The sequence below is a fragment of the Halosegnis longus genome (assembly GCF_009663395.1).
In the GTDB taxonomy this organism is placed as follows: Archaea; Halobacteriota; Halobacteria; order Halobacteriales; family Haloarculaceae; genus Halosegnis; species Halosegnis longus.
This window is the reverse complement of record NZ_QKNW01000001.1, coordinates 485,947-512,661: the sequence shown is the minus strand read 5'-3', so window position 1 is coordinate 512,661 and position 26,715 is coordinate 485,947. Positions and strand designations below refer to the sequence as shown.

At 66.6% G+C, this 26,715-nt stretch carries 25 protein-coding genes; 14 read left to right on the top strand and 11 right to left on the bottom strand.

Annotated elements, in window-relative coordinates; all coding sequences use genetic code 11:
• The first annotated feature begins 45 nt into the window (after positions 1-45).
• From DM818_RS02775 to DM818_RS02760, 4 genes are read left to right on the top strand one after another with little or no spacing between them, the layout of a single operon-like run.
• Positions 46-1,644, top strand: a complete 1,599-nt coding sequence (locus DM818_RS02775; RefSeq protein ID WP_394329550.1) for a TrkH family potassium uptake protein — start codon at positions 46-48, stop codon at positions 1,642-1,644.
• A gap of 44 nt (positions 1,645-1,688) precedes the next feature.
• Entirely contained in the window at positions 1,689-2,519 is an 831-nt protein-coding gene (locus DM818_RS02770) for a PspA/IM30 family protein (RefSeq protein WP_075938190.1), read from the top strand.
• 36 nt (positions 2,520-2,555) lie between these two features.
• The gene (locus DM818_RS02765) at positions 2,556-3,557 is read left to right on the top strand and encodes a hypothetical protein (RefSeq protein ID WP_075938191.1); all 1,002 of its coding nucleotides are present in this window, start codon (positions 2,556-2,558) and stop codon (positions 3,555-3,557) included.
• Between the two features lie 46 nt (positions 3,558-3,603).
• On the top strand, positions 3,604-4,605 hold the full coding sequence (locus DM818_RS02760) for a hypothetical protein (protein ID WP_075938192.1): 1,002 nt from the start codon (positions 3,604-3,606) through the stop codon (positions 4,603-4,605).
• A 1-nt stretch (position 4,606) separates the two neighbouring features.
• On the opposite strand, the gene thrS is transcribed toward DM818_RS02760, so the two are convergent.
• From thrS to DM818_RS02735, 5 genes are all read right to left on the bottom strand, one after another.
• Positions 4,607-6,550 (bottom strand): threonine--tRNA ligase, encoded by a 1,944-nt coding sequence (gene thrS / locus DM818_RS02755; RefSeq protein WP_153952274.1) that lies wholly within the window; start codon positions 6,548-6,550, stop codon positions 4,607-4,609.
• Positions 6,551-6,783: 233 nt separating this feature from the next.
• Positions 6,784-7,209 (bottom strand): PaaI family thioesterase, encoded by a 426-nt coding sequence (locus DM818_RS02750; protein WP_233571930.1) that lies wholly within the window; start codon positions 7,207-7,209, stop codon positions 6,784-6,786.
• Between the two features lie 27 nt (positions 7,210-7,236).
• Complete coding sequence (locus DM818_RS02745; protein WP_153952686.1) at positions 7,237-8,226, bottom strand: dipeptide epimerase; 990 nt, start codon at positions 8,224-8,226, stop codon at positions 7,237-7,239.
• 23 nt (positions 8,227-8,249) lie between these two features.
• Positions 8,250-9,275 carry a DUF1611 domain-containing protein gene (locus tag DM818_RS02740; protein WP_153952273.1) on the bottom strand — a complete coding sequence of 342 codons (1,026 nt, stop codon included), beginning with the start codon at positions 9,273-9,275 and terminating at the stop codon, positions 8,250-8,252.
• 42 nt (positions 9,276-9,317) lie between these two features.
• Positions 9,318-10,199 (bottom strand): Vms1/Ankzf1 family peptidyl-tRNA hydrolase, encoded by an 882-nt coding sequence (locus tag DM818_RS02735; protein WP_153952272.1) that lies wholly within the window; start codon positions 10,197-10,199, stop codon positions 9,318-9,320.
• A gap of 79 nt (positions 10,200-10,278) precedes the next feature.
• Between DM818_RS02735 and DM818_RS02730 the strand changes: the two genes are divergently transcribed.
• The gene (locus DM818_RS02730; RefSeq protein ID WP_123123871.1) at positions 10,279-10,887 is read left to right on the top strand and encodes an undecaprenyl diphosphate synthase family protein; all 609 of its coding nucleotides are present in this window, start codon (positions 10,279-10,281) and stop codon (positions 10,885-10,887) included.
• Between the two features lie 137 nt (positions 10,888-11,024).
• On the opposite strand, the gene DM818_RS02725 is transcribed toward DM818_RS02730, so the two are convergent.
• Positions 11,025-12,338 carry a metallophosphoesterase gene (locus tag DM818_RS02725; RefSeq protein ID WP_153952271.1) on the bottom strand — a complete coding sequence of 438 codons (1,314 nt, stop codon included), beginning with the start codon at positions 12,336-12,338 and terminating at the stop codon, positions 11,025-11,027.
• 162 nt (positions 12,339-12,500) lie between these two features.
• A complete protein-coding gene (gene uppS, locus DM818_RS02720; protein WP_123123872.1) occupies positions 12,501-13,409 on the bottom strand; it encodes a polyprenyl diphosphate synthase in 909 nt (302 codons plus the stop codon).
• 99 nt (positions 13,410-13,508) lie between these two features.
• Between uppS and DM818_RS02715 the strand changes: the two genes are divergently transcribed.
• The 6 genes from DM818_RS02715 to DM818_RS02690 all read left to right on the top strand — a co-directional run bounded on the left by DM818_RS02715 (position 13,509) and on the right by DM818_RS02690 (position 17,886).
• A complete protein-coding gene (locus DM818_RS02715) occupies positions 13,509-13,703 on the top strand; it encodes a cold-shock protein (protein WP_075938198.1) in 195 nt (64 codons plus the stop codon).
• A 131-nt stretch (positions 13,704-13,834) separates the two neighbouring features.
• Complete coding sequence (locus DM818_RS02710; protein WP_075938199.1) at positions 13,835-14,239, top strand: DUF5778 family protein; 405 nt, start codon at positions 13,835-13,837, stop codon at positions 14,237-14,239.
• A gap of 44 nt (positions 14,240-14,283) precedes the next feature.
• Positions 14,284-15,369, top strand: coding sequence for a siroheme decarboxylase subunit beta (ahbB, locus tag DM818_RS02705; RefSeq protein WP_153952270.1), 1,086 nt, complete (start codon positions 14,284-14,286; stop codon positions 15,367-15,369).
• The gene (locus tag DM818_RS02700; protein WP_075938201.1) at positions 15,366-16,013 is read left to right on the top strand and encodes a precorrin-2 dehydrogenase/sirohydrochlorin ferrochelatase family protein; all 648 of its coding nucleotides are present in this window, start codon (positions 15,366-15,368) and stop codon (positions 16,011-16,013) included. Before ahbB ends, DM818_RS02700 begins: the two co-directional genes overlap by 4 nt.
• Entirely contained in the window at positions 16,010-17,350 is a 1,341-nt protein-coding gene (gene hemA / locus DM818_RS02695; protein ID WP_153952269.1) for a glutamyl-tRNA reductase, read from the top strand. The genes DM818_RS02700 and hemA overlap by 4 nt, the downstream gene beginning before the upstream one ends.
• Positions 17,350-17,886, top strand: coding sequence for a SprT-like domain-containing protein (locus DM818_RS02690; RefSeq protein WP_153952268.1), 537 nt, complete (start codon positions 17,350-17,352; stop codon positions 17,884-17,886). The genes hemA and DM818_RS02690 overlap by 1 nt, the downstream gene beginning before the upstream one ends.
• 1 nt (position 17,887) lies before the next feature.
• On the opposite strand, the gene DM818_RS02685 is transcribed toward DM818_RS02690, so the two are convergent.
• Positions 17,888-18,976, bottom strand: a complete 1,089-nt coding sequence (locus DM818_RS02685) for an NADH:flavin oxidoreductase/NADH oxidase (protein WP_123123873.1) — start codon at positions 18,974-18,976, stop codon at positions 17,888-17,890.
• A 101-nt stretch (positions 18,977-19,077) separates the two neighbouring features.
• Here DM818_RS02685 and DM818_RS02680 point away from each other — a divergent pair, with 101 nt between their 5' ends.
• Complete coding sequence (locus tag DM818_RS02680) at positions 19,078-19,803, top strand: nucleoside phosphorylase (protein WP_075938205.1); 726 nt, start codon at positions 19,078-19,080, stop codon at positions 19,801-19,803.
• A 10-nt stretch (positions 19,804-19,813) separates the two neighbouring features.
• Here DM818_RS02680 and DM818_RS02675 read toward each other — a convergent pair whose 3' ends face one another.
• Positions 19,814-20,125, bottom strand: a complete 312-nt coding sequence (locus DM818_RS02675) for a putative quinol monooxygenase (protein ID WP_075938206.1) — start codon at positions 20,123-20,125, stop codon at positions 19,814-19,816.
• 101 nt (positions 20,126-20,226) lie between these two features.
• Between DM818_RS02675 and DM818_RS02670 the strand changes: the two genes are divergently transcribed.
• Positions 20,227-21,750 (top strand): HPP family protein, encoded by a 1,524-nt coding sequence (locus tag DM818_RS02670; RefSeq protein ID WP_123123874.1) that lies wholly within the window; start codon positions 20,227-20,229, stop codon positions 21,748-21,750.
• Here DM818_RS02670 and pdxS read toward each other — a convergent pair.
• On the bottom strand, positions 21,747-22,652 hold the full coding sequence (gene pdxS, locus DM818_RS02665; protein WP_075938208.1) for a pyridoxal 5'-phosphate synthase lyase subunit PdxS: 906 nt from the start codon (positions 22,650-22,652) through the stop codon (positions 21,747-21,749). The two genes, DM818_RS02670 and pdxS, sit on opposite strands and share 4 nt — an antisense overlap.
• Before the next feature lie 99 nt (positions 22,653-22,751).
• On the opposite strand from pdxS, the gene DM818_RS02660 reads away from it, so the two are divergent.
• Positions 22,752-23,486, top strand: coding sequence for a DUF1405 domain-containing protein (locus tag DM818_RS02660; RefSeq protein ID WP_123123875.1), 735 nt, complete (start codon positions 22,752-22,754; stop codon positions 23,484-23,486).
• 533 nt (positions 23,487-24,019) lie between these two features.
• On the opposite strand, the gene DM818_RS02655 is transcribed toward DM818_RS02660, so the two are convergent.
• Positions 24,020-26,617, bottom strand: coding sequence for a valine--tRNA ligase (locus DM818_RS02655; RefSeq protein WP_123123876.1), 2,598 nt, complete (start codon positions 26,615-26,617; stop codon positions 24,020-24,022).
• Positions 26,618-26,715: the final 98 nt, after the last annotated feature.

The window sequence follows — 26,715 nt, the reverse complement described above, 5'->3', positions numbered from 1 at the left end:
GATGGATTCTTGCTCACGCCGCAAGTCTGACCCGCCGTGTCACTCCTGAGTATCGGCTCTGGTGGGGGCGTCCGCGTCGAGTGGCGGACCAGCGTCGCCCTGACCGGGCGCGTCCTCAAGTATCTCGCCGTCCCGCTGTGTGTCCCCCTCGTCGTCGCCCTGCTGTACGGCGACGATATCCTCACCTTCGCTATCGCCGTCGTCGCGACGTTTCTCCTCGGCTTCGCTATCGAACAGCTTGACCCCGACCCCGACCTCGGCGGGCGCGAAGCGCTGCTCATGGTCGCGCTCACGTGGCTGGCCATCGCCGCCGTCGGCACCCTTCCGTATCTCATCGCCGGGATGGGAACCGACAGCACGCTCGCCCATCCGGTGAACGCGCTGTTCGAGTCGATGTCCGGCTTCACCACGACCGGCGCGACCGTCATGGGGGATATCTCCTTCGAGCAACATTCCCACGCGCTGTTGTTGTGGCGACAGCTCACCCAGTGGCTCGGTGGGATGGGTATCGTCGTGCTCGCTATCGCCATCCTCCCTGAGCTTTCCGTCGGTGGTGCACAGCTGATGGACGCCGAGGCCCCCGGCCCCGGCATCGAGAAGCTCACGCCTCGCATCGCCGAGACGGCCCGCGTCCTCTGGCTCGTCTACGCCGGCATCACCGCCCTCGAAATCGTCCTGCTCTTCGTCTTCCATCTCGTCGGACTCGCGCCTGCGATGGATAATCTCGTGGCCGGCACCGACCACGCCGCGGCCGCGTACAACGCCGTCGCCCACGGGCTGACGACGATGCCGACCGGCGGCTTCTCGCCCGAGGCGCGCTCCATCGAGGCGTTCTCGGCGGCGGTCCAGTGGCTCATCATCCCGTTCATGTTCGCGGCGGGCGTCAACTTCGCGCTGACGTGGCGGCTGCTTTCGGGTGAGCCGCGCGCGCTGCTCAACGATATCGAGTTTCGTGCGTACTCGGGTATCATCGGCGTGTTCTCGGTCGTCCTCGCGGCCCTGCTGTTCACCGGTGGTGCCGACGTTGGACCGGGTGCCCTCGACTTCTACTCCGGTATCGCCGGCGACATCGAGGCGTCGCTGCGCCACGCCATCTTCCAAGTGCTCGCGATGGTGACGACGACCGGCTACGCGAGCATCGACTTCAACGCGTGGTCACAGCCGCTGAAGTATCTCCTCCTGTTTGCGATGTTCGTCGGCGGCTCCGCCGGATCAACCGGTGGTGGTATCAAAATCGTCCGGTGGATTGTCATCATCAAGAGCATCAAACGAGAGCTGTTCACCTCGGTCCACCCCGAGGCCGTCTCGCCGGTTCGGCTCGGCGGGAACGCAATCGACGAGCGTGCGGTCCGTGGTATCCAGACGTTCACGCTCGTCTATATGCTCTGTTTCGGCTTCGGCGCGGCGCTGTTGATGCTCGATGCGGCTCGCACCGGGGTCGACCTGAGCGCGTTTGAGGGTATCGCCGCCGCCGCCTCCACCGTCGGGAACGTCGGGCCGGGCTTCGGTCGGCTCGGACCGATGGGCTCGTACGAGTTCTTCCCCGTCCCCTCGAAACTGCTCATGACCTTCCTGATGTGGATTGGACGACTCGAGATTATCCCGGTGCTCGTGTTGCTCACCTCCTCGTACTGGCGGTCGTAGCGGCCGGTGCTGAGGATTTTAGTTGTCCGACACATAGGGATGGTATGGGAATCCTCTCGCGGGCGTCGTACGTCATCCGGTCGAAGCTCAACACGCTCATCTCGAGCGCGGAAGACCCCAGCGAACAGCTCGATTACTCCTACGAGCAGATGCGCGACGAGTTGCAGGACGTGAAACAGGGCATCGCCGACCTGACGACTCAGAAGAAACGGCTCGAAATCCAGAAGCGCCGGCTCGAGGAGAACGTCGAGAAACACAACGAGCAGGCGCGTGAAGCCGTCCGGCAGGACCGCGAGGACCTCGCGCGGCGCGCACTGGAAAAAAAGAAGAGCAAGATGAGCCAAATCGAGGACCTGGAGACACAGATCGCCGACCTCCAGCAGACGCAGGACAACCTCGTCTCCAAGAAGGACGAACTCCAACAGCAGATCGAGCGGTTCAAGACGGAAAAGGAGACGATGAAGGCGCGCTACGAGGCCGCAGAGGCCAGCACCCGTGTCTCCGAGGCGATGACCGGCGCGGGCGACGAGATGGAAGACGTGTCCCGCTCCATCGAGCGGGCGCGCGAACAGACCCAAGACATGGAGGCCCGCGCCGAGGCGATGGACGAACTCGAAGGCTCCGGCGCGCTGGAGAACGCGATGGACGACCGCTCGGACATCGAGAAGGAACTCGACAGCGGGCGTGCCGACGCCGAAATCGAGTCCGAACTCGACACGCTCCGCCAGCAGGAGGGCGTGGAGACCGAAAGCGAATCGAGCGCCGAGACGACAGAGACCGAGGACGACGCGCTCGAAGACCTCGACGCGACCGAGTCGTCGGACGCGGACGTGGAGGCGGAACTCGCGGAGCTGCAGGACGACGAGTCGAAGTAGGCCGGGCTTTTTCTCGTCGGCGTCTGGAGTAGCGACATGGACGAGGAGAACCGACCGGACGACACGCTGCGCGAGCGTGCAGACGAAGGGAAGTGGCGGCTGTGGCTGGTGATGAACGCCGACCGTCGGGTCGTCGCCGGTGTGTTGCTGTTGTTGGTGTTTCTGACGCTGCTCGTCGCCGGTGAGGCGTATCCGGGCGCGGAGGTGACGCTCCGCGAGACCGACTCCGTCGACACGATGTTCCAGGGGCTGCTCACGGCCACCATCACCGGCGTGACGCTCGTGTTGACGCTGAACCAGCTCGTCTTATCCCAGGAGCTCGGCGCTGTCGGCGACCAGCGCGACCGGATGGACGGGGCCGTCACCTTCCACCGCGACGCCGCCGACGTGCTTGACACCACCGTCGCGCCCGCACAGCCCGCGCAGTTTCTCGGCTCGTTCGTCCGCACGGCGGGCGAACAGGCTGAGGCGCTCCGCCAGAACGCGCCCGACGGCGAGGCCGGCGAGGCAATCGAGTCGCTCACCGAGAGCATCGTCGGTAACGCCGACTCCGTCGCCGAGGACTTAGACGGAGCTTCGTTCGGCGAGTTCGACGTGGTGTCCGCCGCGTTGGACTTCAACTACTCGTGGAAGGTGTACGAGACCCAGCGCATCGACGCCGAGTTCGGCGACCGACTCGACGAGGAGACCAGCGACCAGCTCGACTCGCTGCGGCGCACGCTGACGCTGTTCGGGCCCGCGCGTGAACACTTCAAGACGCTCTACTTCCAGTGGGAGCTGACGGCGCTGTCGCGGACGATTCTCACGGCCGCGATTCCGGCCCTCGTCGTCTCGCTGTTCATGGTGGCGTACTTCAACGTCGCGACGTTCGAGGCCGCCGCGTTCGGCGTCGACGGGCTGGTGTTCGTCTTCGCGCTCGGCGCGACAATCGGACTCGTCCCCTTCGCCATCCTGCTGTCGTACGTGCTCCGCATCGCGACGGTGACGAAACACACCCTCTCGATCGGCCCGTTCATCCTCCGGGGCACCGACGACTGACGCCGCGCCACCCCACTTTTTCGCGTCCGCCCGCGAACGGGTTCGCATGACCGAGGCGTCGAACGGGACGGCCCGGACCGGTGGACAGACGCGGCTGCGCCGCTGGCTCCTGCTCGACGGGAACCGGTGGGCCGTCGCCGGGCTGCTCGCGGGCTGTCTGTTCGCCTTCTTCATCCTCGTCGGCACGCTCGACCCCTCGCCGCTCGGCGTGGTAATGTCCGGCTCCGACCCCGTCGAGACGGTGTTCGAGGGGCTCATTACCGGCATCATCACGGGCGTGACGCTCGTCGTCACCATCGACCAGCTCGTCTTGTCCCAGCAGCTCGGAACCCTCGACGACCACCGCACGCGACTCGGCGACTCCCTCGATTTCCGCCGCGACGTGGAGGAACTGCTCGGTGGAGTCTCCCCCGCCGAGCCGGCACAGTTCCTGCGCGCCTTGCTCGGTGAGACGAACGCCCGCGCACAGACGCTCCGCGAGACCGTCACCGAGGGCATCACCGGCGAGCGCGTCGCGCAGTTCACCCGCGAACACGACGCCAACGCCGACACCGTCGCCGCCCAACTGGAAGGCGCACGCTACCTGGAGTTCTCGGCGCTGCGGGCCGCCCTCGATTACAACTACGCCTACCGCGTCCACCAGGCCCGGCGGCTCCGCCGCGAGCACGGCGACGCGCTCACCGAGGAGGGAACCGAGGCGCTCGACGCCTTCATCGACGCGCTCACGTTCTTCGGCCCGGCCCGCGAACACGTCCGCGGGCTCTACTTCCAGAACGAACTCGTCCGGCTCTCTCGCGTGATTCTCTCGGCCGCCGTGCCGGCACTCGGCGTCACGGTCGCGGTGCTCCTGTTCGTCGATACAGGCGACATCCCGGGGGCGACGCTCGGCGTCTCGAATCTCCTGCTCGGCGTCTCGGCCGCGGTGACACTCGCGGTTCTCCCGTTCCTGTTGCTCGTCTCCTACGTGCTCCGTATCGTCACCATCACGCAGCGGACGCTGACGACCGGCCCGTTCATGCTCAGAGCGGACGACGATCCCGAGGCGTAGGCTACTCGGTGGACTCGCTGTCGGCGATGAAGTCCGGCTCGATCGTTCGCGACTCGATTTCAGTCTCGAGGTGGGCGGCGAACTCGTCGGTCGCCACGTCGTCGCGCTCGTTCTCGAAGCGGTCGCGCACGGAGACGGTGCCGGCCTCGGCCTCGTTCCCACCGACGATGAGCATGTACGGCACGCGGTCGTCGTGGGCCGCGCGAATCTTCCGGCCGATGGTCCAGTCGTGGTCGTCGACCTCGACGCGGTGGTCGCCGAGCTCGTTTTTGACGCGGTGGGCGTAGCCGAGCTGGTCCTCCGAGATGGGGAGAATCCGGACCTGCTCGGGCGCGAGCCACGTCGGGAAGTTCCCCTTGAAGTGCTCGATTAACACGCCCATGAACCGCTCGAAGGAGCCGAGCAGCGCCCGGTGCACCATCACCGGGTGGTGTTCGTCGTTGTCCTCGCCCACGTACGTCAAGTCGAGCTCGCGGGGGATGTTGAAATCGAGCTGGATGGTGCCGACGGTCCACTCGCGGCCGATGGCGTCGTGCACGTCGATACCGATTTTCGGCCCGTAGAAGGCGGCTTCGCCGTCCTCGATGTCGTAATCGAGACTCTCCGTCTCCATCGCGGCCTTCAGCGCGTCCGTCGCGTTGTTCCATACCGCCTCGCTGCCGACGGCTCCCTCGCCGCGGGTCTCCAGCTTGTAGCTGATGTCGAAGCCGAAGTCGCCGTAGATGGTCTGGACGATGCGGAGCGCGTCGCGAATCTCGCCTTCGATTTGGTCCGTGCGGATGAACGCGTGGCCGTCGTCTTGGGTGAACCCGCGCACGCGGAGCAGTCCCGACAGCTCGCCAGACTGCTCGTTGCGGTAGCAGGTGCCGAACTCCGAGAGCCGAATCGGGAGGTCGCGATACGAGTGGGTGGTGTCGTCGTAGATGTGCGCGTGGTTCGCGCAGTTCATCGGCTTCAGGCCGTACTCGGTGTCGTCCTGCTCCCAGTTGAACATCTCACCGTTCTCGGTGAAGTTCTCGTAGTGGCCCGTCGGCTTCCACAGCTCCGCCTTGTTGAGTTCGGGCGTCCACACCTCCTCGTAGCCGAGTTCGTCGTTCTTGGCGCGGATATACTCCTCCAGTTCGCGGCGAATCGCCATCCCGGGCGGGTGGAAGTGGACACAGCCGGGCGAGTGGTCCGGAATCGAAAACAGGTCCATCTCCGAGCCGATCTTCCGGTGGTCGCGCTCTTCTGCCTCCTCGCGCATCTGGATGAACTCCTCCAAGTCGCCTTCCGACTCGAAGGCCGTCCCGTGGACGCGCGTGAGGGTGTCGTTGTCCTCGTCGCCGCGCCAGTAGGACGAGGAGACGTTGAGCAGCTTCACCGCGCCGATCTCGCCCGTCGACTCGACGTGTGGCCCCTGACAGAGGTCCTCCCAGTCGTCCTGCACGTAGAAGGAGACGGTGTCTGCGTCTGCGGCCTCGTCGTTGAGAATCTCGCGTTTGTACTCGTTGTCCTCGAAGGTCGCGAGCGCGTCCTCACGCGAGCGTTCGACCCGCTCGATGTCGTAGTCGGCCTCGATGATTTCTTCCATCTCGACTTCGATTTCCGCGAGGTCCTCCTCGTCGAGGTCGACGTTCGTCACGTCGTAGTAAAAGCCGTCGTCGGTCGGCGGCCCGATGGTGAGTTTCGCCTCGGGGTGGAGCCGCTGGAGGGCCTGCGCGAAGACGTGGGCCGCGGAGTGGCGCAACACCTGCAGATACTCGTCGCTCTGGTCGGTGACGATGACGAGCCGGTCGCCGTCCTCGACCTCGTCGTGCTTGTCTGCGAGGTCGCCATTGATGACCCCCGCCACCGTGTCGGCCCCGAGTCCGGGACCGATTTCGTATGCTACGTCCTCGACACTCGACCCCTCGGGCACCGTCAACTCGGAGCCGTCGGGAAGCGTGACCGTCACGTCGCTCATGTGTTCGTGAAGCCGGACGCGCCGTATAAGCGTTTAGAGAGCGCGCCGCGTGCTAGAACTTCCCACGCTCTGTTCGCCCGACGAGCGAAGTGCGGGGCGAGCCAGCACCGGCGACGCCGGCCGACCACGTCGCTTGCGGGACCCGGTCGGCTCCGGGGCGGTTGCCGAGCTCGAAGCGCGGCCCCGACACTCGACGCCGACCAGCAGACGACGGCGGTCTCGCCGTCGCCCGGCTACTCGTAGCCGATTTCCGGCCGCAGCTCCGAGTTCGACTTCGCGAACGTCCCCGAGCCGCGGGCAATCTGGTTGCCGTCGTCGTCGTACGCGACCGCCTCGCCGATGAGCTGTCGGGGGTTCTCGTTGACGACCCGCCCCTCGGCGCGAATCTCCCCCTCCGAGACGGGCCGCGTCAGGTGGACGTTGAAGTTCGTCGTCAACACGAACACGTCCTCGATGAGGGAGTTCACGGCGAAGAAAGCCGCGTCGTCGAGCACTTTGAAGTAAACCGAGCCGTGGACGCCGCCGGCGGCGTGGAACTGCTTTTCCTGTACCGGGACGGTCACCGTTGCTTCCCCTTCGGTGATGTCGATATCGGCGTCGTAGTCCTCGCTGGTCGGCGAGGAGAGATACATCCGTTCGAGCTTCTCGTAGTGGCCCATACGGGTGACACCGACGACCAGTAAAAATCAGTTCCGGCGCGCACCCGTGCCCACGACGCCCGTCGGGTCGAGGGACGGGACCGGCGGACCGTCGAACGGGTCTGTCCCCTCTGCGAGCAGGAGCGCCCCGTCGAGGTCGGCGTAATCGAGCAGCGGCGCGAGCTGGACCCCCGCCGCGATGGCGGCGTTCGACTCGATCATGCAGCCGAGCATCGTCTCCAGCCCGTGGGCGCGGGCGGCGTGAAACGCCTCGATTGCCGGGCGAATCCCGCCGCATTTCATCAGCTTCACGTTCGCGATATCAGCGATATCGGCGACGGCGGGCACGTCCGAGGGGTCGACGAGCGACTCGTCGGCCGCAATCGGGAGCGGGGACTGCTCGGTCACGCGTCGCATGCCGTCGGGATTTGCCGCCGGGACGGGCTGTTCGACGAACTCGACGAGACCCTCTAGCTTCCGACACAGTCGAATCGCCTGTTTGGGCGTCCACGCCTCGTTCGCGTCGACTCGAAGCCGGGCGTCCGGAGCCGTCTCGGCGAGCGTCTCGACAATCTCGGTATCCCTGTCGGTGCCGAGCTTCACTTTCAACACGTCGTAGCCGGCGTCGCTCGCGGCCTCGGCCTTCCGGGCCATCTCTGCGGTCGACGCGAGCCCGACGGTGAACGAGGAGGTCGGGGTCGAACTCGGGTCGAGTCCGAGATACCGGTAGAGTGGAAGGTCGTGCAGCGTCGCCGCGAGGTCGTGCATCGCGATGTCGATGGCCGCCTTCGCCGCCGGATTTTCTCCGACAGCTTCATCCATCGCTGCGTGTGCCGCGTCGATATCGTGCGGGTCCGCCGGCAGAACGTCGAACAGCCGGGGCAAAACCGCCTCGACCGTGTCGGCCGTCTCGCCGTAGTGGGTCGACGGTGCGGCCGCGCCGACGCCCGTCTCCCCCTCGTGGGTGAGTTCCACGACGACGTTCTCGCTCTCCGTTTGGACGCCGCGCGCGATTTCGAACGGCTCGGAAAGCGCCATCGTGACGCGCTCGAACTCGGCGTTCACAGAACCGCCTCCAGCAGTTCGTCCACGCCGTCGCGAATCGGGTCGGCCACGGGTGCGGTGAGCTGTGACCGGTAGCGGGCCTTGGCGTCGTCAGCCCCGCTCTCGGTGAGGTGGGCGGTGTTGAGTGCGCCGGCGACGACCTCCGTCGGGGCGACCGACTCCGCGAGCGACTCGTACAGTTCGGCGACGTAGCCGGGATTCGGTATCTCGAACTCCTCGTAGCCGTGAATCGCCTCGCGGCCCGCCTCGTGACACAACACGAGCGAGTCGGGCATCGAGCCGTGGAGGATGCCGAGCGTCACCGGCGAGTACGCCGGATGGACGATGCTCCCTTGTCCTTCGACGAACAGGTAGTCGTGGTCGCTGCGCTCGCGTACCATGCGCTCGACCGCGCCGGCGGTGAAATCACTCACCGTGCGGTCGATGGGGATGCCCCAGTCCTCGATGATGATGCCCGTCTGTCCCGTGGGGATGAAGCCGGCGTCGACGCCGCGGTCGACGGCCGCCTCGTACAGTTCTCGGGTGGTCGTCATCTTCCCCGTCGAGCAGTCCGTGCCGACGGTCGTGATAATCTCGGTGTCGAGCTCGCGTGCGATACCCTCCGCGACGGTCACATCCTCGGGTGGACGGCGCACGTCCCACAGTTCCACGTCGTGCTCGCCGGCGAGGCGGGCAAACTCCGGGTCGTCGGCGAGGAAGTAGTGGAGTCCCGACACCACGTCAGCGCCGGACTCGATGGCGTCGGTCACGTCCGCGCGCCACGTCTCGTCGAAGCCGCCGCCGATGGGTGCGATGCCGATGACGAGCGCGTCGAACTCGGGGGCGTCGGCGCTGCTGGCGACGATTGGCGCGTCGGCCACGCCCGAGAGGTGGTCGGCGATGCGAGCGTCTGGGTCGTCGCCCGCGATGTCGCGGTCGAGCACGGCGACGACCTCGGCGTCGGCGTACCGGAGAACGCCGGTGGCCGTCTTCGCGCCGTCGGGGAACCCGCCGTGAGCGAGTACCGCAATCCGTCGTGTCATAGTCTCACAGACTGAAGCGCCGGACAAAAATCTCGCTATCGCTCACAGCGCGAACAGCCGCGCGCTCCAGAAGTCCCGGACTGCGCTGTCGAGTGCGGCTTCGGGCTTGCCCGTCGCGTCGACGCTCGCCGTCGCGTCGGCGTCGAACTCCCCCAACAGCGTGGATTCGCCGGCGACGTAGCGTCTCTCGACATCTGTCTCGGCAATCGCCTCGCGACACCGACTGACGTGGTCGCGAATCTGGCCGTCGCGGATGCGCTCGAACCGCCCCTGCGAGAAGCCGCCCTTGGAGTGGTCGGATTTCACGTCCGTCGTGAAGCCGGTCAGCGAGACGCGCTCGCTGTCTTCGTACACGCCGAGCGCGAACAGGTCCGAGCGCACGAGCGCGAACGCGAACCGGCCGGTCGGCCGGAACCACGACTCGTCCACGTCGAACGACTCGCTCCACGCGACGCGCTCCTCGGGCACGAGTGCCGGGCGCAGTGCCACGTTCACGAGGTCGGCGTCGTCGGCGTAGACGACACACGGCGCGGCCCGCGCGACGAGCGGCGTGCGGTCGCCGAACTGCGCGCGCACCGCCTCGGGAACGTCGTGTTCGTCCGTGACGACGGCCGTGAGCGCGCCCTCCCGATCCGTCTCGACGCGCTGGAGCCGCGCGAGTACCTCGTCGCGACGGTCGCCGGTGAGCGTCTCCGTCCGCCGGAACTCCCGTTCATCGTCGCCCTCCTCCTCGACGCGCCCCTCGAGGTCGGCGATGCGGTCGCGCAGGCGATTCAGTTCGCGCTCGGCCTCCTGTTTGGCGGCGACGGCGTCGCTGCGGCGCTCGCTTTCGGCGTCGCGCTCGCGTTCGAGGTGGTGGACCTGCTCTTCGAGTTCCTCGATTCGCTCTTTCAGCTTCGTCCGGCCGAGCAGGTCATCAAGCATACTCGGGGTTCGCCGGCTCTCGATAAAAACGCTGGCGGGAGACCACGAGATTTACGCCACGCGACGCGGGAGTACGGCCGTGGGACTGTACGACCGGTATCTCTCGGCGCGGCTCCGGCTCGCTGACGCCCCGCTGCCAGCACAGGTCGCGCTCGTCATCACGGAACGGGACCTGCTGGAACCCGGCGCGTACGACACGCTCACCGACCTGTTCGCGTGGGCGTTCGACTACGGCGCGGCCCGCGTCACCGTCTCCGTCAGCGTGCTCGACGCCGACGCGATTCCGACGCTGCGCACCTCGCTGGAATCACTCGATGTCCCTCGGAAGATGGCGATTCGCGGTCCCGACGACGACACGCCGGCCGACGCGCCCGTCCAGGTCGCTATCGGGCTCGGCGGGCGCGAGGAGTTCGCTACTGCCGTTCGGGGCGTCGCGGAGGCGGTCGAGGACGGCGACCTCGCGCCCGAGGATATCGACGAGGAGACCATCGAGGACCGACTGCTGTTCCCCGAGGCGCCCGACCTCCTCATCAAGACGGGAGCCGAGCGGCTCTCTGACTTCATGATTTGGCAGTCGGTGTACTCGGAACTGTACTTCACGGACGTGAACTGGCGCGACTTCCGGAAACGGGAGTATCTGCGCGCGCTCCGGGAGTACCAGGACCGTCAGCGGAGATTCGGACGATAGTCCGAATCCTATCAGACGAGCCTGTGAGTCTGATTCCGGTTTGGCCGGTAGCTCGTCCGGTACTGTCACTCATTCCGTTGGGTTGGACTCGACGGAGGCGTGCAACGACCGTCCGAATCCAGTCGGTCGCTCTGAAGCTACTCTTCGGTCTCCGTTTCCACGACGTGCCGGTCGGGGACGGCAAAGTCTGGCCCTCGACCGATGGTAAGGAGACGCTCGGTAAGCGTCAGCTCCTCGGCTGCCGGACTCGGCTTCCTGATCGTCTGATACTCGACGGAGACGCCCTCGGATTCGCTGGCGATGCGGACCGCTGTCAACTGGTACGACGGATAGAACACCGGCGGCAGAAGCCCGATTATCCCGTCGCGTCGGTGGAGCCGTTTGAGCCACGTACCGGTGTTGACCAGCAGGCCGCCGTCGACCTCCCGAACCGATGGGCGGTGGGTGTGGCCGTAGCAAAACACCGCCGTCTCCGGCCGGTCGTCGAACACCTCACGGGCGGCTTCCTCGTACGGTGCTTCAGTGTCGACGGTCAGTGCGGTCTCAAAAACGCCGAACCGATTGATGGTCTTGCGAACGTCCCTGCGGAGGAAGTACAGCGGAATCCCAATCAGTAGGAGGAGGCCGGTCACTGCCACGTTGATGGCGAACAGGAACCAAATCGCAGTTCCGGTCCAGCCGAACTGCCCGAGAAATGCGCTGGCCTGTGCGACGGGCATCGACCAGACGCCCGTCAAATCGAGGGCGGCGAGCACTGCCAAGACGGCACTCACGTTGAACAACAGTAGAAACGGCACGAGCGAGTACCGAAGGAGCGGGTTCATCTCGCGATAGAAGTACTTCGAGAACAACCAGATCGGCATTCGTTCGGTCGGGGTGACCGTCTGGACATCCCGCAGCCAGTTGTACCGCCCGCGGTCGGACAGCTGGCCGGCACGGCTGGTGATGAGCGTGTTGTAGAAGTAGCCGAGCGGCGTCGCGTGTGGATTCCCCCAGTCTTCGATTCGATTATTTGGGTCCTGCTGGTGGCCGTGCTCGAAGTGAATCGCCTGCGTTCCGACGCGGCGTGAAATCGACTCGTCTTGGACGAGGTCGACGTTGTACGCACCGAACCGTTCGACGTACTCGTCGTACGCGGCCAGTTCGTGGTCGTGGTTGCCCGGAAGCAGCGTAATCTGGACGTTCGCTCCCGTCCGACGGAACTGCTCGAACAGCGTCGGATACGCCTCCTCCAGCGTGTCGAACTTCTCGATGCCGTCGACAGTCGTGAACTCCCACAGCCCGAACGCGTCGCCGTTAATCACCAGTTCGGCGTTCTCGTCGGTCTCTTCCAGCCGTTGTAAAAACTCCAGCAGCTCCTCGCGGAACTCGACCTCCTCCAGCTGCTCGTCGCCGCCGATGTGGAGGTCGCTGATAACATAATAAACCCGGTCATCGGCCACATCACTCATTCGTTGAATGACCGCGTCCGAGACTGAAATTGTTTCCGTCCGGCCAGAGCGGGGCATAATCGAGTCCCCCACGAGTACGACGACGGGCACGCACCGAGAGTCTGCGGTGAGTACACCCGACGCTGTGCCAGTGATAGGCCAATGTGGTAGTGATGTGCGCCGTCAGTCGGCGGTCGGCTCTACGTCGCCCTCGACGTCGAGTTCCGGGTTGCCCGACTCGCTTCGACCGAGGACGCGCTTCGCCTCCCGAAGCTCGCTGTCGCGCAGCGACTCCACGAGCGTGCGGGCGCGCCGGGTCCGGGTCGTCCGCCACGACGCCTCGCGCGACTCGTAGGTGCGAATCGCGCGCAGGAAGTCGATGCGGCGAAACTCCGGCCAGAACGGGGTACAGAAGAAGACGGCCGCCTCGTTGCCGTTGGCGTGCCACGGCAGGAAGTTCGACGTGCGCTCGTCGCCGCCGGTCCGGATGATGAGGTCCACGTCCCGGGTCGGCTGGGTGGTGAGCCGGCGGTCGAGTTCGGCGGCGTCGATGTCGTCGGTCGAAAGCTCGCCCGCCTGCACGTCGCGGGCGACCTCGCGGGCGGCCCCGAGCAGTTCCGCGCGGCCGCCGTACGCGAGCGCGATGTTCAACTGGAGCCCGTCGTAGCTGGCGGTGCGGTCGTGGGCGTACTCGACGGCCGCACGCACCCGCGGCGGGAGCCGGTCGGTCTCGCCGATGGCGCGAATCCGCACCTCGTCCGTGTGAATCTCGTCGCTGTCGGCGAACTCGTACAGCTTCGACTCGATGAGGTCGAACAGCGATTCGAGCTCGTCGTCGGGGCGCTCGAAGTTCTCCGTCGAGAACGCGTACAGCGTGAGCTCCTCGATGTCGAGGTCGCGACACCACCGGAGCACCGATTCGGTGGTCTCAGCGCCCGCGCGGTGGCCGTCCGTCTCGTCGTCGCCCTGCTCGCGGGCGTACCGGCGGTTGCCGTCCTGGATGACGGCGACGTGACTGGGGGTCGCGTCGATACCGTAGGCCAAGAGCCGCTCGTACAGCGAGCTCGCGACGCGACGCAGCGGCGTCGTCATTGGATTTGCTCTGCCGCGTACCCGTATCAGTCTTGTGACCGTCCGCCGGCGAGTGTAGCCGGTGGGTTTTTACCTACGTCCACTCTTCGTTCAGACGCAATGGCGACAGGAACTGTTGATTTCTTCAACGACACTGGCGGTTACGGCTTTATCGACACCGAGGACGCAGACGAGGACGTGTTCTTCCACATGGAAGACGTCGGCGGTCCGGACCTCGAAGAGGGACAGGAAGTGGAGTTCGACATCGAGCAGGCCGAGAAGGGCCCGCGCGCGACGAACGTCACCCGACTGTAACTCGGTAGTGTCACGGTAGCGGTTTCAGACTGCGGCGGCGTGTTTCTACGGCGTCGATACAACCCCTCCCAGCCACCGCGCCGCCTCGCGCGTATCGGTGGCTGTTTAGTGGCCACACTCCTGGTTCGTGTATGAGCGACGTGACCGACCGCGACCTCTATCAGCGAGCGAAGGCCTTGCTCGAACCCGGCGACATCGAGTTGAACGGTCTCATCGTCCACACCGACCTCACGGGCGAGGAGGAGCCGACGCTCCACCAGCTCACCCTCGACGTGGGCGAGACCATCGCCGCGAACGCGGGGTTCGACCCCGCCGACACGTACGTCTACTCGGGCAACGACGACCCCGACTTCGGCGTCAACCAACACCAGGGACGCACCCTCGACGGCGACGAGTTCGTCTGGGAGTGCCAGCAGCTGATGCGAGACCAACACTACGAGGTCGTCTTCTACTACGAGGCCAGCGCCGACCAGGACGCAATCGTCGCGGCCCTCGACGACGAGGGGCTGGACGTGACGAGCGTCCTCGGCGAGTAGCCGACGGCGAGGGGCTTATCACCCGGTAGCCCCCAGTTACGGCAATGACTCGCGGCCCCGTCGACTACGAGTTCGACCGTCTCGACCGCGCAATCGTGAACGCCTTCCAAGGTGGCTTTCCAGTCGTCGAGGACCCCTTCGAGCCGGCCGCCGACGAGCTCACGGAGCGTGGCGTCGACATTGACGCCGACGAGCTCCACGCCCGCCTCACCGAGATGGTCGACGCCGGCGCGCTCTCGCGGTACGGCGCGCTCGTCAACGCCGAGGAGATCGGCGGTGCGGCCTCGCTCGTCGCCCTCCACGCCCCCGAAGAGCGCTACGACGAAATCGCCGAACAGGTGAACGACTTCCGCGAGGTCGCCCACAACTACGAGCGGGAACATCCGCATCTGAATATGTGGTTCGTCGTCTCCGTCGCCGACAGCGACGGCGTCGCGGACGTGCTCGACCGCATCGAGGAACGGACCGGACAGGAGACGTACGATATGCCGAAGCTCCGGGAGTTCCACGTCGGCGCGAAGTTCCTGCTCGACGGGCCGATTCCCGACGGCGATATCGACCTCTCGGGACTCGGCCCGGACGTGACGCCGACGGACCGGCGCTCGCTTTCGCCCGACGAGTACGACCTCGTGATGGCGATTCAGGGCGGCTTCCCGACGACGCGGACGCCGTACGCCGACATCGCAGCGGACATCGACAAGCCCGTCTCGTGGGTTCTCGAGACCGTCAAACGGTTCAACGAGGAGGGGAAGGTACGCCGGGTCGGCGTCATCCCGAACCACTACGCGCTCGGTTACACAGAAAACGGGATGACAGTCTGGAACGTGCCCGACGACCTCGTGGACGAGGTCGGGCCGGAAATCGCGGAGTTGGAGTTTGTCACCCACTGCTACCGTCGCCCGCGCCACGAGGGCGTGTGGCCGTACAACTTCTTCGCGATGACGCACGGCCGCGACGAGGCCGAAAGCGAGCGCCGCATCCAGCAGGTGCGGGACGTGATGGCACAGTACTGGGACGTCGACGACGACGAGTGGGACTCGCTGTTCTCGACGCGCATCCTGAAGAAGACCGGCATCCGGCTGGACGAGCGAGCGAAGGCGAACACGGTCGAGACAGAGGAGACGGCGTGATTCCGCTGTTACACGACTTCGCCGGCGAGACGGTGCTCGTCTTCGGCGGCGGCGGCGTGGGCGCGCGCAAGGCCAGACGCTTCACCCGCGAGGCGCGGGTGGTCGTCGTCGCGCCGGAGTTCGCCGACACCGATTTCGGCGGCGCGGAGTTCGTCCGCGAGGCCCCCGCGCCCGAGGACGTGGCCGGCTGGCTCGACCGGACGGAGCCGGCGCTCGTGGTCGCAGCGACGGACGACGCGACGCTGAACGCCCGCATTGAGGCCGACGCGCGCGCTCGGAACGTCCTCGTGAACCGGACCGACACGCACGGCCAGCGCGACCTCGGGAGCGTGGTCGTCCCCGCGACCGTGCGCGACGGCGACGTGGTCGTCTCCATCTCGACGGGCGGGAGCGCACCGGCGCTCTCGAAGTATCTGCGCGAACAGATAGAGACGGACATCGAGCACGCGGGCGAGATGGCGGCGCTCGCGGGCGAGATTCGCGACGAGCTACAGGCCGACGGCGTCGACCCGTCGCGCCGCCGGGATGCGGTTCGGGCGGTGGTGCGAGACGATGGGGTTTGGAAGCATTTAGGTACAGGAGGAACTAACGCACGGCAACGAGCCGACCGCGTCGTTCGTGACACAGTAGGTGACAATACGTGACTGACTCCGCTCTCATCTCCGGTGTTAGCATCTCCCACGCCAGCGCCTCCATCGACGATATCGAGGCCGTCTGTTCGCTGAGCGAACGCGAGGCCGTCGAACACCTCGCCGCTCAGCCGGGCGTGGAGGAGGCGTTCGTCCTCCAGACGTGCAACCGCGCGGAAGCGTACGTCGTGACCGAGGAGGAACCTCGTGGTCGCGAGGTCCTCGACGAGTACGCCACCGACGCCCCGGCCGAGGCCGCCCGCGAGCTCGACCACGAGGAATCGCTCGAACAGCTACTCCGGGTCGCCTGCGGTCTGGAGTCGCTCATCGTCGGCGAAGACCAGATTCTCGGCCAGCTCCGCAGCGCATACGACACCGCCCGCACCGCCGGTGCCGTCGGCCCGGTGCTCGACGATGCACTCCTGAAGGCGCTCCACGTCGGCGAGCGCGCCCGCACCGAGACGGCAATCAACGAAGGTGTCGTCTCGCTCGGCTCCGCTGCCGCGCGACTCGCCGGCACGGAGTGTGACCTCGCGAGCGCGACCGCGCTCGTCGTCGGGGCCGGCGAGATGGGGACGCTCGCGGCCCAGTCGTTCACCGACTCCGCGGCCGAGGTCGTCGTCGCGAACCGGACACGGGAGCGTGCCGACCACGTCGCCGAGACGCTCGACGGGAACGTCTCGGCGGTCGGACTCGGCGCGCTTCCGGTCGCCGTCACCGAGGCTGACGTGGTCGTCACCGCCACCGGCTCCTCGACGCCAGTCCTCGACCGCGAGACGCTGCTCAACGCCGGCGAGACGTTCATCATCGACATCGCCCAGCCGCGCGACGTGGCACCCAGCGCCGCCGGCGTCACCGGCGTCGACGTGCGCGACCTCGATGACCTGCGCTCGCTGACCGACGCGACCCTCGCCTCCCGGCAGACCGCCGCTCGCGAGGTCGAGGACATCATCGAGACGGAACTCGACCACCTGCTCGCCCAGTACAAGCGCAAGCGGGCCGACGAGGTCATCTCCGCGATGTACGAAGGGGCAGAACGCATGAAAGAGCGCGAACTCTCGACGGCGCTCTCGAAGTTGGAGGAGGACGGGCTGACCGACGACCAGCGCGCCACCATCGAGGCGATGGCCGACACGCTCGTTTCTCAGCTGCTCGCCGCGCCGACACAGAGTCTCCGCGCCGCCGCCGAGGAGGACGACTGGACCACCATCCACACCGCCCTCCAGCTGTTCGACCCGACCGGCGGCGCACCGAGCCAGTTGGCCGACGCAGAGCCGGACGAGATTCCCGACGCGGTCCGCCAGCAGATGCCCCCCGCGGTGTTGGATCAGCTCGGCGCGACCGACGACTGATGTGGCCGCCGGGGAGCCACGACGCTCTTCTGGAGTACGCGCGTTCGTACGCCGACAGCGTCCCGCTTCCCGTCGACACCGACTCGCTCGACTGGGAGGTGTCGACGCGGGCCAAGCAGCGGGCCGGCGCGTGCACGTACGACGGCGACGCGATAACGATTCGGCTGGCGTGGGGTGCCGCGAAGCGATTCGACCGCGCGCAGTTCGAACGGGTGATTCGCCACGAACTCATCCACGCGTGGGAGTACCAGACGGCCGGCGAGGCGGGCCACGGCGCGCGGTTTCGCGAGCAGGCCGACCGGCTCGACGTTTCCGTCACGTGTCCGGCGTTCACGACCCCGCGGCTCCGGCTGGAGTGTACGAACTGCGCGTGGACGGCCGACAGACACCGCGCCTCGGCGGTCGTGACCGACCCCGAGACTCGCCGCTGTGGGGAGTGTGGCGCACGCTACGAGGTGGAACATCTCGCCTCCGGCGAGCGGTGGCGGACCGCCGCGGGCTACCGCGGTGCCCGCGAGCGCATCGAGTCGTGGTGAGTCAGAAGCCGCGGTAGTACTGCCGCGGGACGGGCGGCTCGACGCCCAACTCCTCGGCCGCGTGGAGCGGGAAGTTCGGGTCGTAGAGGCTCTGGCGCGCCTGCAAGACGAGGTCGGCGCGCTCGTTGCGGACGAGCGCGTCGGCACCCTCTGCAGTGTTGATTGCGCCGACCGCACCGACGGTACAGTCCGTGTCGTCGAGCGCCTCGCGCACCGTCTCGGCGTACGGCACCTGATAATGCGGGCCGGTGTGTGGAATCTCTTGGTCGGGGTGGTTCGCGCCCCCGGAGATGTCGAGCATGTCGGCACCGTCCGCAGCCAGAAGCGGAGCGAGCCGCGCGGTGTCCTCCACGGTCCAGTTCTCATCGCCCATCCAGTCGGTCGCGGAGAGGCGGACGAAGACGGGTTTGTCGTCGGGCCACACCTCCCGCACCGCGCGGGTCACCTCGCGGACGAGCCGGGTGCGACCCTCGAAGTCGCCGCCGTACTTGTCGTCGCGCGTATTCGTGAGCGGCGAGTAGAACTCGTGGAGGAGATAGCCGTGGGCGGCGTGGACCTCGGCGGCCTCGAACCCGGCGTCGAGGGCGTGTTCGGCCCCCTCGCGGAACGACTCAACGACTTCCTCGACCTCCTCGGTGGTGAGCTTGTGCGTGTCGAGCGGCTGCTCGTACGGGTACGGCTCCTCGGTCGGGCCGACGGGCGTCCAGCCGTCCTCGTCCGCGACGGTGGTGCGGTCGTCGCGGTCGCCCGGTCGGTAGGTCGAGGCCTTCCGCCCCGCGTGCGCGAGTTGGATAGCCGGCACCGCGCCGTGTTTCTTGATGAACGCCGTTGTGTCCGCGAGCGCGTCGGCGTGTTCGGCCGACCAGATACCCAGGTCCTGCGGGGAGATGCGCCCGCGCGGCTCGACGGCGGTCGCCTCGCTGATGATGAGCCCCGCGCCGCCGGTCGCGCGCGAGCCGAGATGCACCTTGTGCCAGTCGGTCGCCAGCCCGTCCATGTCGTCACAGGAGTACTGACACATCGGGGAGACGGCGATGCGGTTTCTGAGAGTGGTGTCGCGGAGTTCGAGTTCGTCGAAGAGATGCGGCATACGGACGCTTCACGGGGGACGGAGAAAAGCCGGCCGGGTTCGGTCGATACTGCCGGCGGCGCAAACGGACCACTCTTTGTTCGTCGTCGAGAGACGCGCGTATGGGAAAACAGCCGCACCTGCTCGTCGAGGAGGGAGACGTGAACGACATCGCGCTCGTCCCCGGCGACCCGGGCCGCGTCGAGCGCATCGCCACGCAGTGTGAGAACGTCGAGACCGTCGCCGAAAACCGCGAGTACAAGGTCGTCAACGCCACCTACGAGGGTCGCGAGCTGACCATCTGCTCGACGGGTATCGGCTGTCCGTCGGCCGCTATCGCCGTCGAGGAGCTGGCCCGCGTCGGCGTCGAGACGTTCATCCGCGTCGGCACCATCGGCGCACTCCAGGAGGATATCGAGGTCGGCGACATGATCGTCGCGACCGGCGCGGCCAAGGAGGAGGGCACCTCCAAGCGCTACGAGTCCGAGACCTACCCCGCCGTCCCGGATTACCAGACGCTGACGGCGCTCGTCCAGTCGGCGGAAGCCAACGACGAGGCGATTCACGTCGGCCCCATCGTCTCGGACGACGCCTTCTACAACGAGTCCGACGAGTACGTCGCCGATTGGAACGAGGCGAATCTGCTCGCCATCGAGATGGAGGCCGCCACCGTCTTCTCGCTCGCGCGCCGCCGCGGACTCGCCGCCGGCGCAATCTGTACCGTCGACGGGAACCTCGTCGCCGGCACGCAGAAGGGAGCCGACTCCGACGAGGAACTCCCGGAGAAAGCGAAGAACAACGTCGAGCGCGCCATCGGCATCGCCCTCGACGCCGCGAGCGACCTGTAACCTCCGACTACTACTCGTCGGCGTGCATCGCCGCCAGCACGTCGACCTCCTCGATTTCCGGCTCGCCGGCGAGCAGATTATCCTCGTCGGCCAGCAGCGCGGCCGCAATCTCGCCTTCGAGGTGCGCCTGGCGGCCCGCCTGGTCCGGAAACGTATCGAAGATGCCGAACGTCGACTCGTCGAATCGGAGCGCGAACCACGTCGTCATCCCCGGCTCCTCGCGCGCCATCGCGAGCGCGTCGGTCAGGAAGCCGGCGAGTGCTTCCTCGCTCCCGTCGTTCGCCTCGAACCGTGCAAGCAGTGCGTACTCGGAATCCCCCATTGCACTCACACAGACGGGCGAGCCACGTATAAACGCTGACCGAGCATCTGCTCTCTCCGCCGCCGAGAGCGTTTAGTCTGTGCCCGCCTTCGATTCGAGCGATGGGTATCCGCGACCGCGCGCGCCGACTGCTCGACAGGGTACGTCGGGTCGAACGGCGCGAACTCGCGGAGTTCGCCGCGTGGCTGGAGACGACGACCAACTTCGTCCACCTCACGGGGCTGGTCGCCGTTCCGGTCCTCATCGTCGTCGTGACGGCCGCCTCGAACAGCGTCGACCTGCTTCCGTTCGTGTTGTTTCCGCCGCTCGCCTCGGGGACGTTCACCCTCTTTTCGGACCCCGAGGGACAGTACGCGGACCCGTGGCGGTTCACGCTCGGCTTGACCGTCGGCGCGCTGTGTGGCTCACTCGCCGTCGTCGTCGCCATCGAGACCGGCCTCATCGCTCCCGGCGCGCGGGAACTCCTCTCGGTCGTCTCGCCGCTGGCCGCCGGCTTCGCGGTCTTTCTCACCGCCGCGGTCACCTGGGCGTTCGACATCGAGGAGCCGTCGGCGTTCTCGACGGCGCTGCTCGCGCTGTTGGTGCCGACCGCCGCCGGTGCGCCGTATCGACCCCTCGCATTGTACGTGATTTTCACCGCCGCTGCGAGCGGGGCCGTCGCCGGCGCGTTCGTCCTCTGGCGCGACGCCGTCTACGAGCGCCGCGCCGACATCCTCTACCGCTCGACCGAGAGCGCGAACCGCGTCCTCGTCCCGACGCTCGGCGACGAGACGACCGTCACCGCGATGCTCGCGGGGCGTATCGCCGGCGAGACGGGGACCGTCGTCTTGGCCGACGTGGTCGACTCCGAGACGGTCGCCGAAGCCGAGCGCGACCTGCTCCGGAGTGCTACCCCGAGCGCCGCGGCCGCGCCCGACGACGTGGCAACTCGACAGGACGCCGCGACGCTCGGACTCGATACGCCCGAAACCGAGGCGGCTGACCCTGCTGCCGTCGCCGCGCCCAGCGCTGCTCGGCTGGAAGGACTCGCCGAGCGCGTCACCGCCACGACCGGCGCGCAGTGTGAGCAGGTCGTCGCGACCGGCGACGTGCCCGCCGAGGTCATCGACGCCACCGCGCTCGAACTCGACTGTGGCCTCATCGCGACGGCCTACGAGGGGACCGACGGCCAGCTGTCGCCGTTCATCACGTCGCTGTTTCGCGGCTCCGTCGACGTGTTAGCCCACGAACCCGTCGACCGCCACCGCAGCGAGTGGGACACGGTGCTCGTCCCGGTGCGGCGTGCCAGCGACGTTGCCCACGAGATGCTCGCCTTCGCCGGCCGCCTCGCCGAGCCGGGCGGCGTGACGCTGGCGACCTGTATCGGCTCGGAGGGCGACCGCCGGCGCGCGGAGTCGATGCTCGCGAACCTGGCGGAGACGTGTGAGTTCGACGTGGAGACGCGCGTCTCCAGACAGCCCGTGGAGCCGTTCATCGAGCGCGCGGCTCCCCGGTTCGACCTCGTGTTGATGGGTGCCTCACGCGACCGGTCGACGGCCTCGCGTATCGTCTCGCCGCCCACCTTCGAGCGCGTCGGCGAACTGGAGACGGACATGGCAGTCCTGGACAGAAACGTCCGGTACTAGACGCCGCGACCCTGCAGCTTCTCGTCCTCGTCGAGGAGGGCGTTTGCCTGCCCGCTCATGCCCTTGCCCGGCGACTTCGCGATCTCCTTCAGCGTCTCGGGGTCGTCGTAGTTGTTGACCGCCGCGACGATTGCCTCGCCCATCGCCTCGGGGTTCTCTGCACCGAAGATACCCGAGCCGACGAAGATGCCGTCACAGCCGTGTTGCATCATTAACGCGGCGTCGGCGGGGGTGGCGATGCCGCCAGCGGCGAAGTTGACGACGGGGAGGCGACCGCGGTCTGCGGTCTCGTGGACGAGATGCCGGGGGGCCTCGTGTTCGCGCGCCCACTCGTCGCGCTCCTCGTAGTTCATCCCCGACAGCTTCCGGATGGACCGCTGGATGTTGCGCTGGTGGGTGACGGCCTGGTTCACGTCGCCGGTGCCGGCCTCGCCCTTCGTGCGAATCATGGCCGCGCCCTCGTCGATGCGGCGGAGCGCCTCGCCGAGGTTGCGCGCGCCACAGACGAACGGCGCGGTGAAGTCGCGCTTGTCGATGTGATAGCGGTCGTCGGCCTGCGTGAGCACCTCGGACTCATCGAGCATGTCCGCGCCCGCGGCTTCGAGAATCTGTGCCTCGGCGGTGTGGCCGATACGACATTTCCCCATCGTCGGAATCGAGACCTCATCGATGACCTCCTCCAGCTTGCCGGGGTCGGCCATCCGTGCGACGCCGCCGCGCTTGCGGATGTCGGCCGGCACGGACTCGAGATGCATCACGGCGACTGCGCCCGCGTCCTCGGCGATACGGGCCTGCTCGCGGCTCACCACGTCCATGATGACGCCGCCCTTCTGCATCTTCGCGAACCCGCGTTTCACGAGGTCCGTCCCGCGTCGGAGCTCTTCGATATCGGTCTCTGACATACCCAACAGTAGGGGTCTCACTCACTTAATCCGTGCCCTTCCACCGGCGATAGCTCCGTTTTCGCCGTGTTTTTCTCCCGGTCGCTCTACCCCCCGCGTATGACCGGCTCGCTCGGCGACCGACTGAACGCCCTCGCGGCCCGCACGCCGGGCGGCGATATCGACCCACCCGAGCGCGACCTCCCGTGGTATCTCGCCCCGCTGCCCGACTGGCTCGCCGCCTTCGGGCTCCGGCTCGCGTGGCCCATCGCCATCGTCAATCTGCTCGGCGTCGTCGCCGGCTTCTACTACTACATCCCGCAGTTCCAGCGCACGGTGCTCGCGGCGTGGCCCGTCGTCCCGGACTCGCCCGTCGCCACCCTCTTTATCGCCCTCTCGCTCATCGCGTGGCGGCTCGAGTACGACGTGCCGTGGCTGCACGCGCTCGCCTTCTTCGGCTGTCTCAAGCTCGGCGCGTGGGCACCCTTCGTCCAACTCGTCATCGAGGGGCAGGGCGCGACCCCGCTGTGGCTGTATCAGTTCCTCATCTGGAGTCACGCCGGCATGGTCGTGCAGGGGTTCCTGATTCCGCAGTACGCCGACTTCCCGATTTGGGCCGTCGCCGTCGCGTTCGCGTGGTACGGCTTCAACGACATCGTCGACTACTTCGTTCCGATTGTCGGCGAGCCACACCACACCGTGTTGAACGCCGAGTACGTCGGTGGTGAGATTGTCCATGACGTCGCCGCCCACGACTTGGCTGCCGGCTTCGCCGTGCTGTTGACGATGCTCGCTATCTTTCTGTCACTCTCCGTTCGGGTGTGGCTCGTTCGTTCTGGGTCTGTTTCTGAGTGATTTGGTTGGTTTTGTTGTTTTGACTGGTCTGCTTGCTCTGTTGTGACCAGCCGGAAAGTCCCGGCCGTGTCGTCCGCTGATTATCCTGTTATGAACAGCCGGAAAGCCCCGGCCGTGTCGCGGTCTCTCCGTGACATCTCTCGTTCGCTTCGCTCACGTCGAGAGGGGTCACGGGACCGACCGAGTAAACGCGACACGGCCGCCCCTTTCAGTCCCACCACACCGTCCACGTGCCTCCCCAACCGATTCACTCGCTGCGCTCGTTCATCCCTCGCGACGACAGGCGCGCACAAGGCGCGCCGGCTCACGCCCCCGCGTTGTGCTGCTTGATTGGGCAACTGTGGCGGTGGCCTGACGCACCGCGCGATAGCGCGTGTGCGTCGCGGGGGAGGGTTGGCGCGGTGCGGTTTCCCCTGTGCCAAGCAACCAGAGTGGTGCTGTTGCTAGAAGGGTCACCTCAGCCAGAGTAGTCACTGTCCAGACAGACACCGACAGAAAGCCGAAATCAGAACAAAAAGACAGAATGGAAGCCGTTACCGAATAATCACGACCGCGTTCTCGGTCTCGATGAACTCACCCTCGCCGGCGAAGGTTCGTTCTTCCTCGACCTCGAACAGCTCCGAGTCCAGCACCTCGTCCGCGACGTGCAGCTGGTCGTTGGAGATGGCGTACTCGCCGGCCTCGATGGCCGAGTCGATGTCGCCGACCTTGCTCCCGAACTCCGGGCCGACCTTCGAGTAGTCGAGGTCGATACCCGAAATCTCCGTCGAGAGCGCCGGAGCCTCGTCGAGCCGCTCGAGGCTCTCGACGTGCATGACGCCCGAAATCGCGTTCTCGAACCCTTCGATGTCACCGTAGACGGCAACGTCGTCGAGGGTGGCGTTGAGCGCGAGACCGTTGTCGGTCTTGTAGCCGCGCAGCGCCGAGATGACTTCGAGTGCCGTCTCGCCGGCCGCGCGGTTCGATTCGTACCCCTCCGATTCGGGCCACGCGAGCGTGTGGACGGAGTCGTCGCCGTACAGCGTCGTGTGTATCTCTTCGGTGACGTGCGGGACGAACGGCGCGAACAGCTTCAGGAAGCGCCGGTGGGCGACACGCAGGGTGTACGGCGTCGAGTCGGCGTCCGACTGCTTGGCGATTTCGAGATAATCGTCACAGAACGTGTGCCAGAAGAACGCGCGGAGCTCGTCGCGCGCCTTCGCGTACTCGTGGGCCTCGAAGTACGCTGTGACGGTCTCGGTCACGTCATCGAGGGAGGCGAGCAGCCACTCGTCCATCGCGGTGAACTCGTCGGGCTCGGCGGGGTCGGTGTCAGCGAGCGAGTCGACGAGCTTCGAGGCGTTCCACAGCTTCTGGAGCAGCTTCTCGCCCTGTCGCATCGAGTTCTCGTTGAACGGGAAATCCTCGCCGACGGACGTGGAGGCGGCCCAGTAGCGGATGGCGTCGATGGGGTACTCGTCCATGACCTCGCGGGGGTCGATACCGTTCCCCTTCGATTTCGACATCTTCCGACGGTCTCTGTCGAGAACGTGGCCGTTGATGAGCACCGAGTCGAACGGCACCTCGCCGGTGTGCTCGTAACACTTGACGACGGTGTGGAACAGCCAGAAGCTGATGATGTCGTGGCCCTGCGGCCGGAGGTCGAACTGATAGAGTTCCGGGTTCTCGAAGGCGAAGCCCTCCTCCTCGCTCCAGTCCCAGCCGGCGTTAATCAGCGGGGTCAGGCTGCTCGTCGCCCACGTGTCGAACACGTCCTCTTCGGGTTCGAAGGAGTCGTGGCCACATGCCGGACACTCCGCGACGGGCGGGTCGTCCGACAGCGGGTCGACGGGCAGGTCGGCCTTCTCCGGGAAGACGGTCTCGTCGCACGCGTCGCAGTACCAGACCGGAATCGGGATGCCCGAGTCGCGCTGGCGGGAGATACACCAGTCCCACTCCAGCCCCTCGACCCAGTGCTTGTACCGGGTGAACATCTTCTCGGGGTACCAGTCCATCTCGCGGCCGGCCTCCAGATACTCGTCCGTCTTGTCGAGCAGCTCGATGTACCACTGGTCGGTGACGCGGTACTCGATGTCCGTCTCACACCGCTCGTGGACCTGCACGTCGTGGACGATCCCCTCGCGGGAGACGAGGTGGCCCGCCGCGTCGAGGTCCTCGACGATGGCCTCGCGGGCCTCGTGGGTGGACATGCCGGCGTAGTCGCCGGCCTCCTCGGTCATCGTCCCCGACTCGTCGATGGCGACGCGGAGGTCGAGGTCGTGGGCCTGATACCACTCGATGTCGTTCTGGTCGCCGAAGGTACAACACATCACGACGCCGGTGCCCTTCTCCATGTCGACGCGCTCGTCTTCGAGAATCTGGACCTCGTGGCCGAACAGCGGGACGCGCGCGGTCGACCCCGGCAGGTCGTCGGTGCGCTCGTCGTCCGGGTGGACGAACATGGCGACACACGCCGGAATCAGCTCCGGACGCGTCGTCGCAATCGTCACCTCGTCGCGGGGGCCGTCGACGATCTCGAAGGTGATGTCATTGAAGTGGGCGTCCCGCTCTGCGTCCTCGGTTTCGACCTGTGAGATGGCCGTCTCGCAGTCGGGACACCAGATGGCCGGCCCGCGCTGTTTGTACTCGCGGCCCTGCTCGTACAAGTCGAGGAAGGAAAGCTGAGAGAGCCGCTGGACGCGCGGCTCGATGGTCTTGTAGGTGTTCGACCAGTCGATGGAGATGCCGAGCTCCTGAATCTCCTCGGTGAAGCTGGCCTCGTACTCCTGACAGACCTCGCGACACAGTTCTTGGAACTCCCGGCGCTCGTAGTTCTGGTGGCGGATGTCGAGCTCGCGCTCCGTGAGCCGCTCGCTCGCGATGCCGTTGTCGTCGTAGCCGAAGGGGAAGAATGCATCACCGTCGGCCATCCGGTGGTAGCGGGCGGCGAAGTCCTGCGCGATGTGGCTGTACAGGTGACCCATGTGGAGGCTCCCGGACACCGTCGGCGGCGGGGTGTCGATGCTGTAGGCCGTGTTCGGGTCCGTGTTCGATTCGTCGTACTCGTAGGTGCCGTCGTCGACCCAGTGGCCGCGCCACTTGGACTCGACGGCCTCGGGGTCGTAGCTCCCCTCGATATCGTCCGTGCTCATGTGTCGTGATACTGTGTGGTGTGTTTAGACTGTTCGGAAACGGTGCGCGCGCCGAGAGAGGATAGTGGTGGCCCTACGCGGGGCCTACGAACACAGTC

What these genes read in the sequence shown, in the direction of transcription:
- DM818_RS02660 (WP_123123875.1), top strand. Translation starts at nt 22,752, where the DNA reads ATGACCGGCTCGCTCGGCGACCGACTGAACGCCCTCGCGGCCCGCACG.
- DM818_RS02675 (WP_075938206.1), bottom strand. Translation starts at nt 20,125, where the DNA reads ATGGGGGATTCCGAGTACGCACTGCTTGCACGGTTCGAGGCGAACGAC.
- DM818_RS02655 (WP_123123876.1), bottom strand. Translation starts at nt 26,617, where the DNA reads ATGAGCACGGACGATATCGAGGGGAGCTACGACCCCGAGGCCGTCGAG.
- DM818_RS02680 (WP_075938205.1), top strand. Translation starts at nt 19,078, where the DNA reads ATGGGAAAACAGCCGCACCTGCTCGTCGAGGAGGGAGACGTGAACGAC.
- thrS (WP_153952274.1), bottom strand. Translation starts at nt 6,550, where the DNA reads ATGAGCGACGTGACGGTCACGCTTCCCGACGGCTCCGAGTTGACGGTG.
- uppS (WP_123123872.1), bottom strand. Translation starts at nt 13,409, where the DNA reads ATGACGACGCCGCTGCGTCGCGTCGCGAGCTCGCTGTACGAGCGGCTC.
- DM818_RS02760 (WP_075938192.1), top strand. Translation starts at nt 3,604, where the DNA reads ATGACCGAGGCGTCGAACGGGACGGCCCGGACCGGTGGACAGACGCGG.
- DM818_RS02735 (WP_153952272.1), bottom strand. Translation starts at nt 10,199, where the DNA reads ATGCTTGATGACCTGCTCGGCCGGACGAAGCTGAAAGAGCGAATCGAG.
- DM818_RS02740 (WP_153952273.1), bottom strand. Translation starts at nt 9,275, where the DNA reads ATGACACGACGGATTGCGGTACTCGCTCACGGCGGGTTCCCCGACGGC.
- DM818_RS02710 (WP_075938199.1), top strand. Translation starts at nt 13,835, where the DNA reads ATGAGCGACGTGACCGACCGCGACCTCTATCAGCGAGCGAAGGCCTTG.
- ahbB (WP_153952270.1), top strand. Translation starts at nt 14,284, where the DNA reads ATGACTCGCGGCCCCGTCGACTACGAGTTCGACCGTCTCGACCGCGCA.
- DM818_RS02725 (WP_153952271.1), bottom strand. Translation starts at nt 12,338, where the DNA reads ATGAGTGATGTGGCCGATGACCGGGTTTATTATGTTATCAGCGACCTC.
- DM818_RS02715 (WP_075938198.1), top strand. Translation starts at nt 13,509, where the DNA reads ATGGCGACAGGAACTGTTGATTTCTTCAACGACACTGGCGGTTACGGC.
- DM818_RS02765 (WP_075938191.1), top strand. Translation starts at nt 2,556, where the DNA reads ATGGACGAGGAGAACCGACCGGACGACACGCTGCGCGAGCGTGCAGAC.
- pdxS (WP_075938208.1), bottom strand. Translation starts at nt 22,652, where the DNA reads ATGTCAGAGACCGATATCGAAGAGCTCCGACGCGGGACGGACCTCGTG.
- DM818_RS02770 (WP_075938190.1), top strand. Translation starts at nt 1,689, where the DNA reads ATGGGAATCCTCTCGCGGGCGTCGTACGTCATCCGGTCGAAGCTCAAC.
- DM818_RS02685 (WP_123123873.1), bottom strand. Translation starts at nt 18,976, where the DNA reads ATGCCGCATCTCTTCGACGAACTCGAACTCCGCGACACCACTCTCAGA.
- DM818_RS02750 (WP_233571930.1), bottom strand. Translation starts at nt 7,209, where the DNA reads ATGGGCCACTACGAGAAGCTCGAACGGATGTATCTCTCCTCGCCGACC.
- DM818_RS02745 (WP_153952686.1), bottom strand. Translation starts at nt 8,226, where the DNA reads ATGGCGCTTTCCGAGCCGTTCGAAATCGCGCGCGGCGTCCAAACGGAG.
- DM818_RS02690 (WP_153952268.1), top strand. Translation starts at nt 17,350, where the DNA reads ATGTGGCCGCCGGGGAGCCACGACGCTCTTCTGGAGTACGCGCGTTCG.
- DM818_RS02670 (WP_123123874.1), top strand. Translation starts at nt 20,227, where the DNA reads ATGGGTATCCGCGACCGCGCGCGCCGACTGCTCGACAGGGTACGTCGG.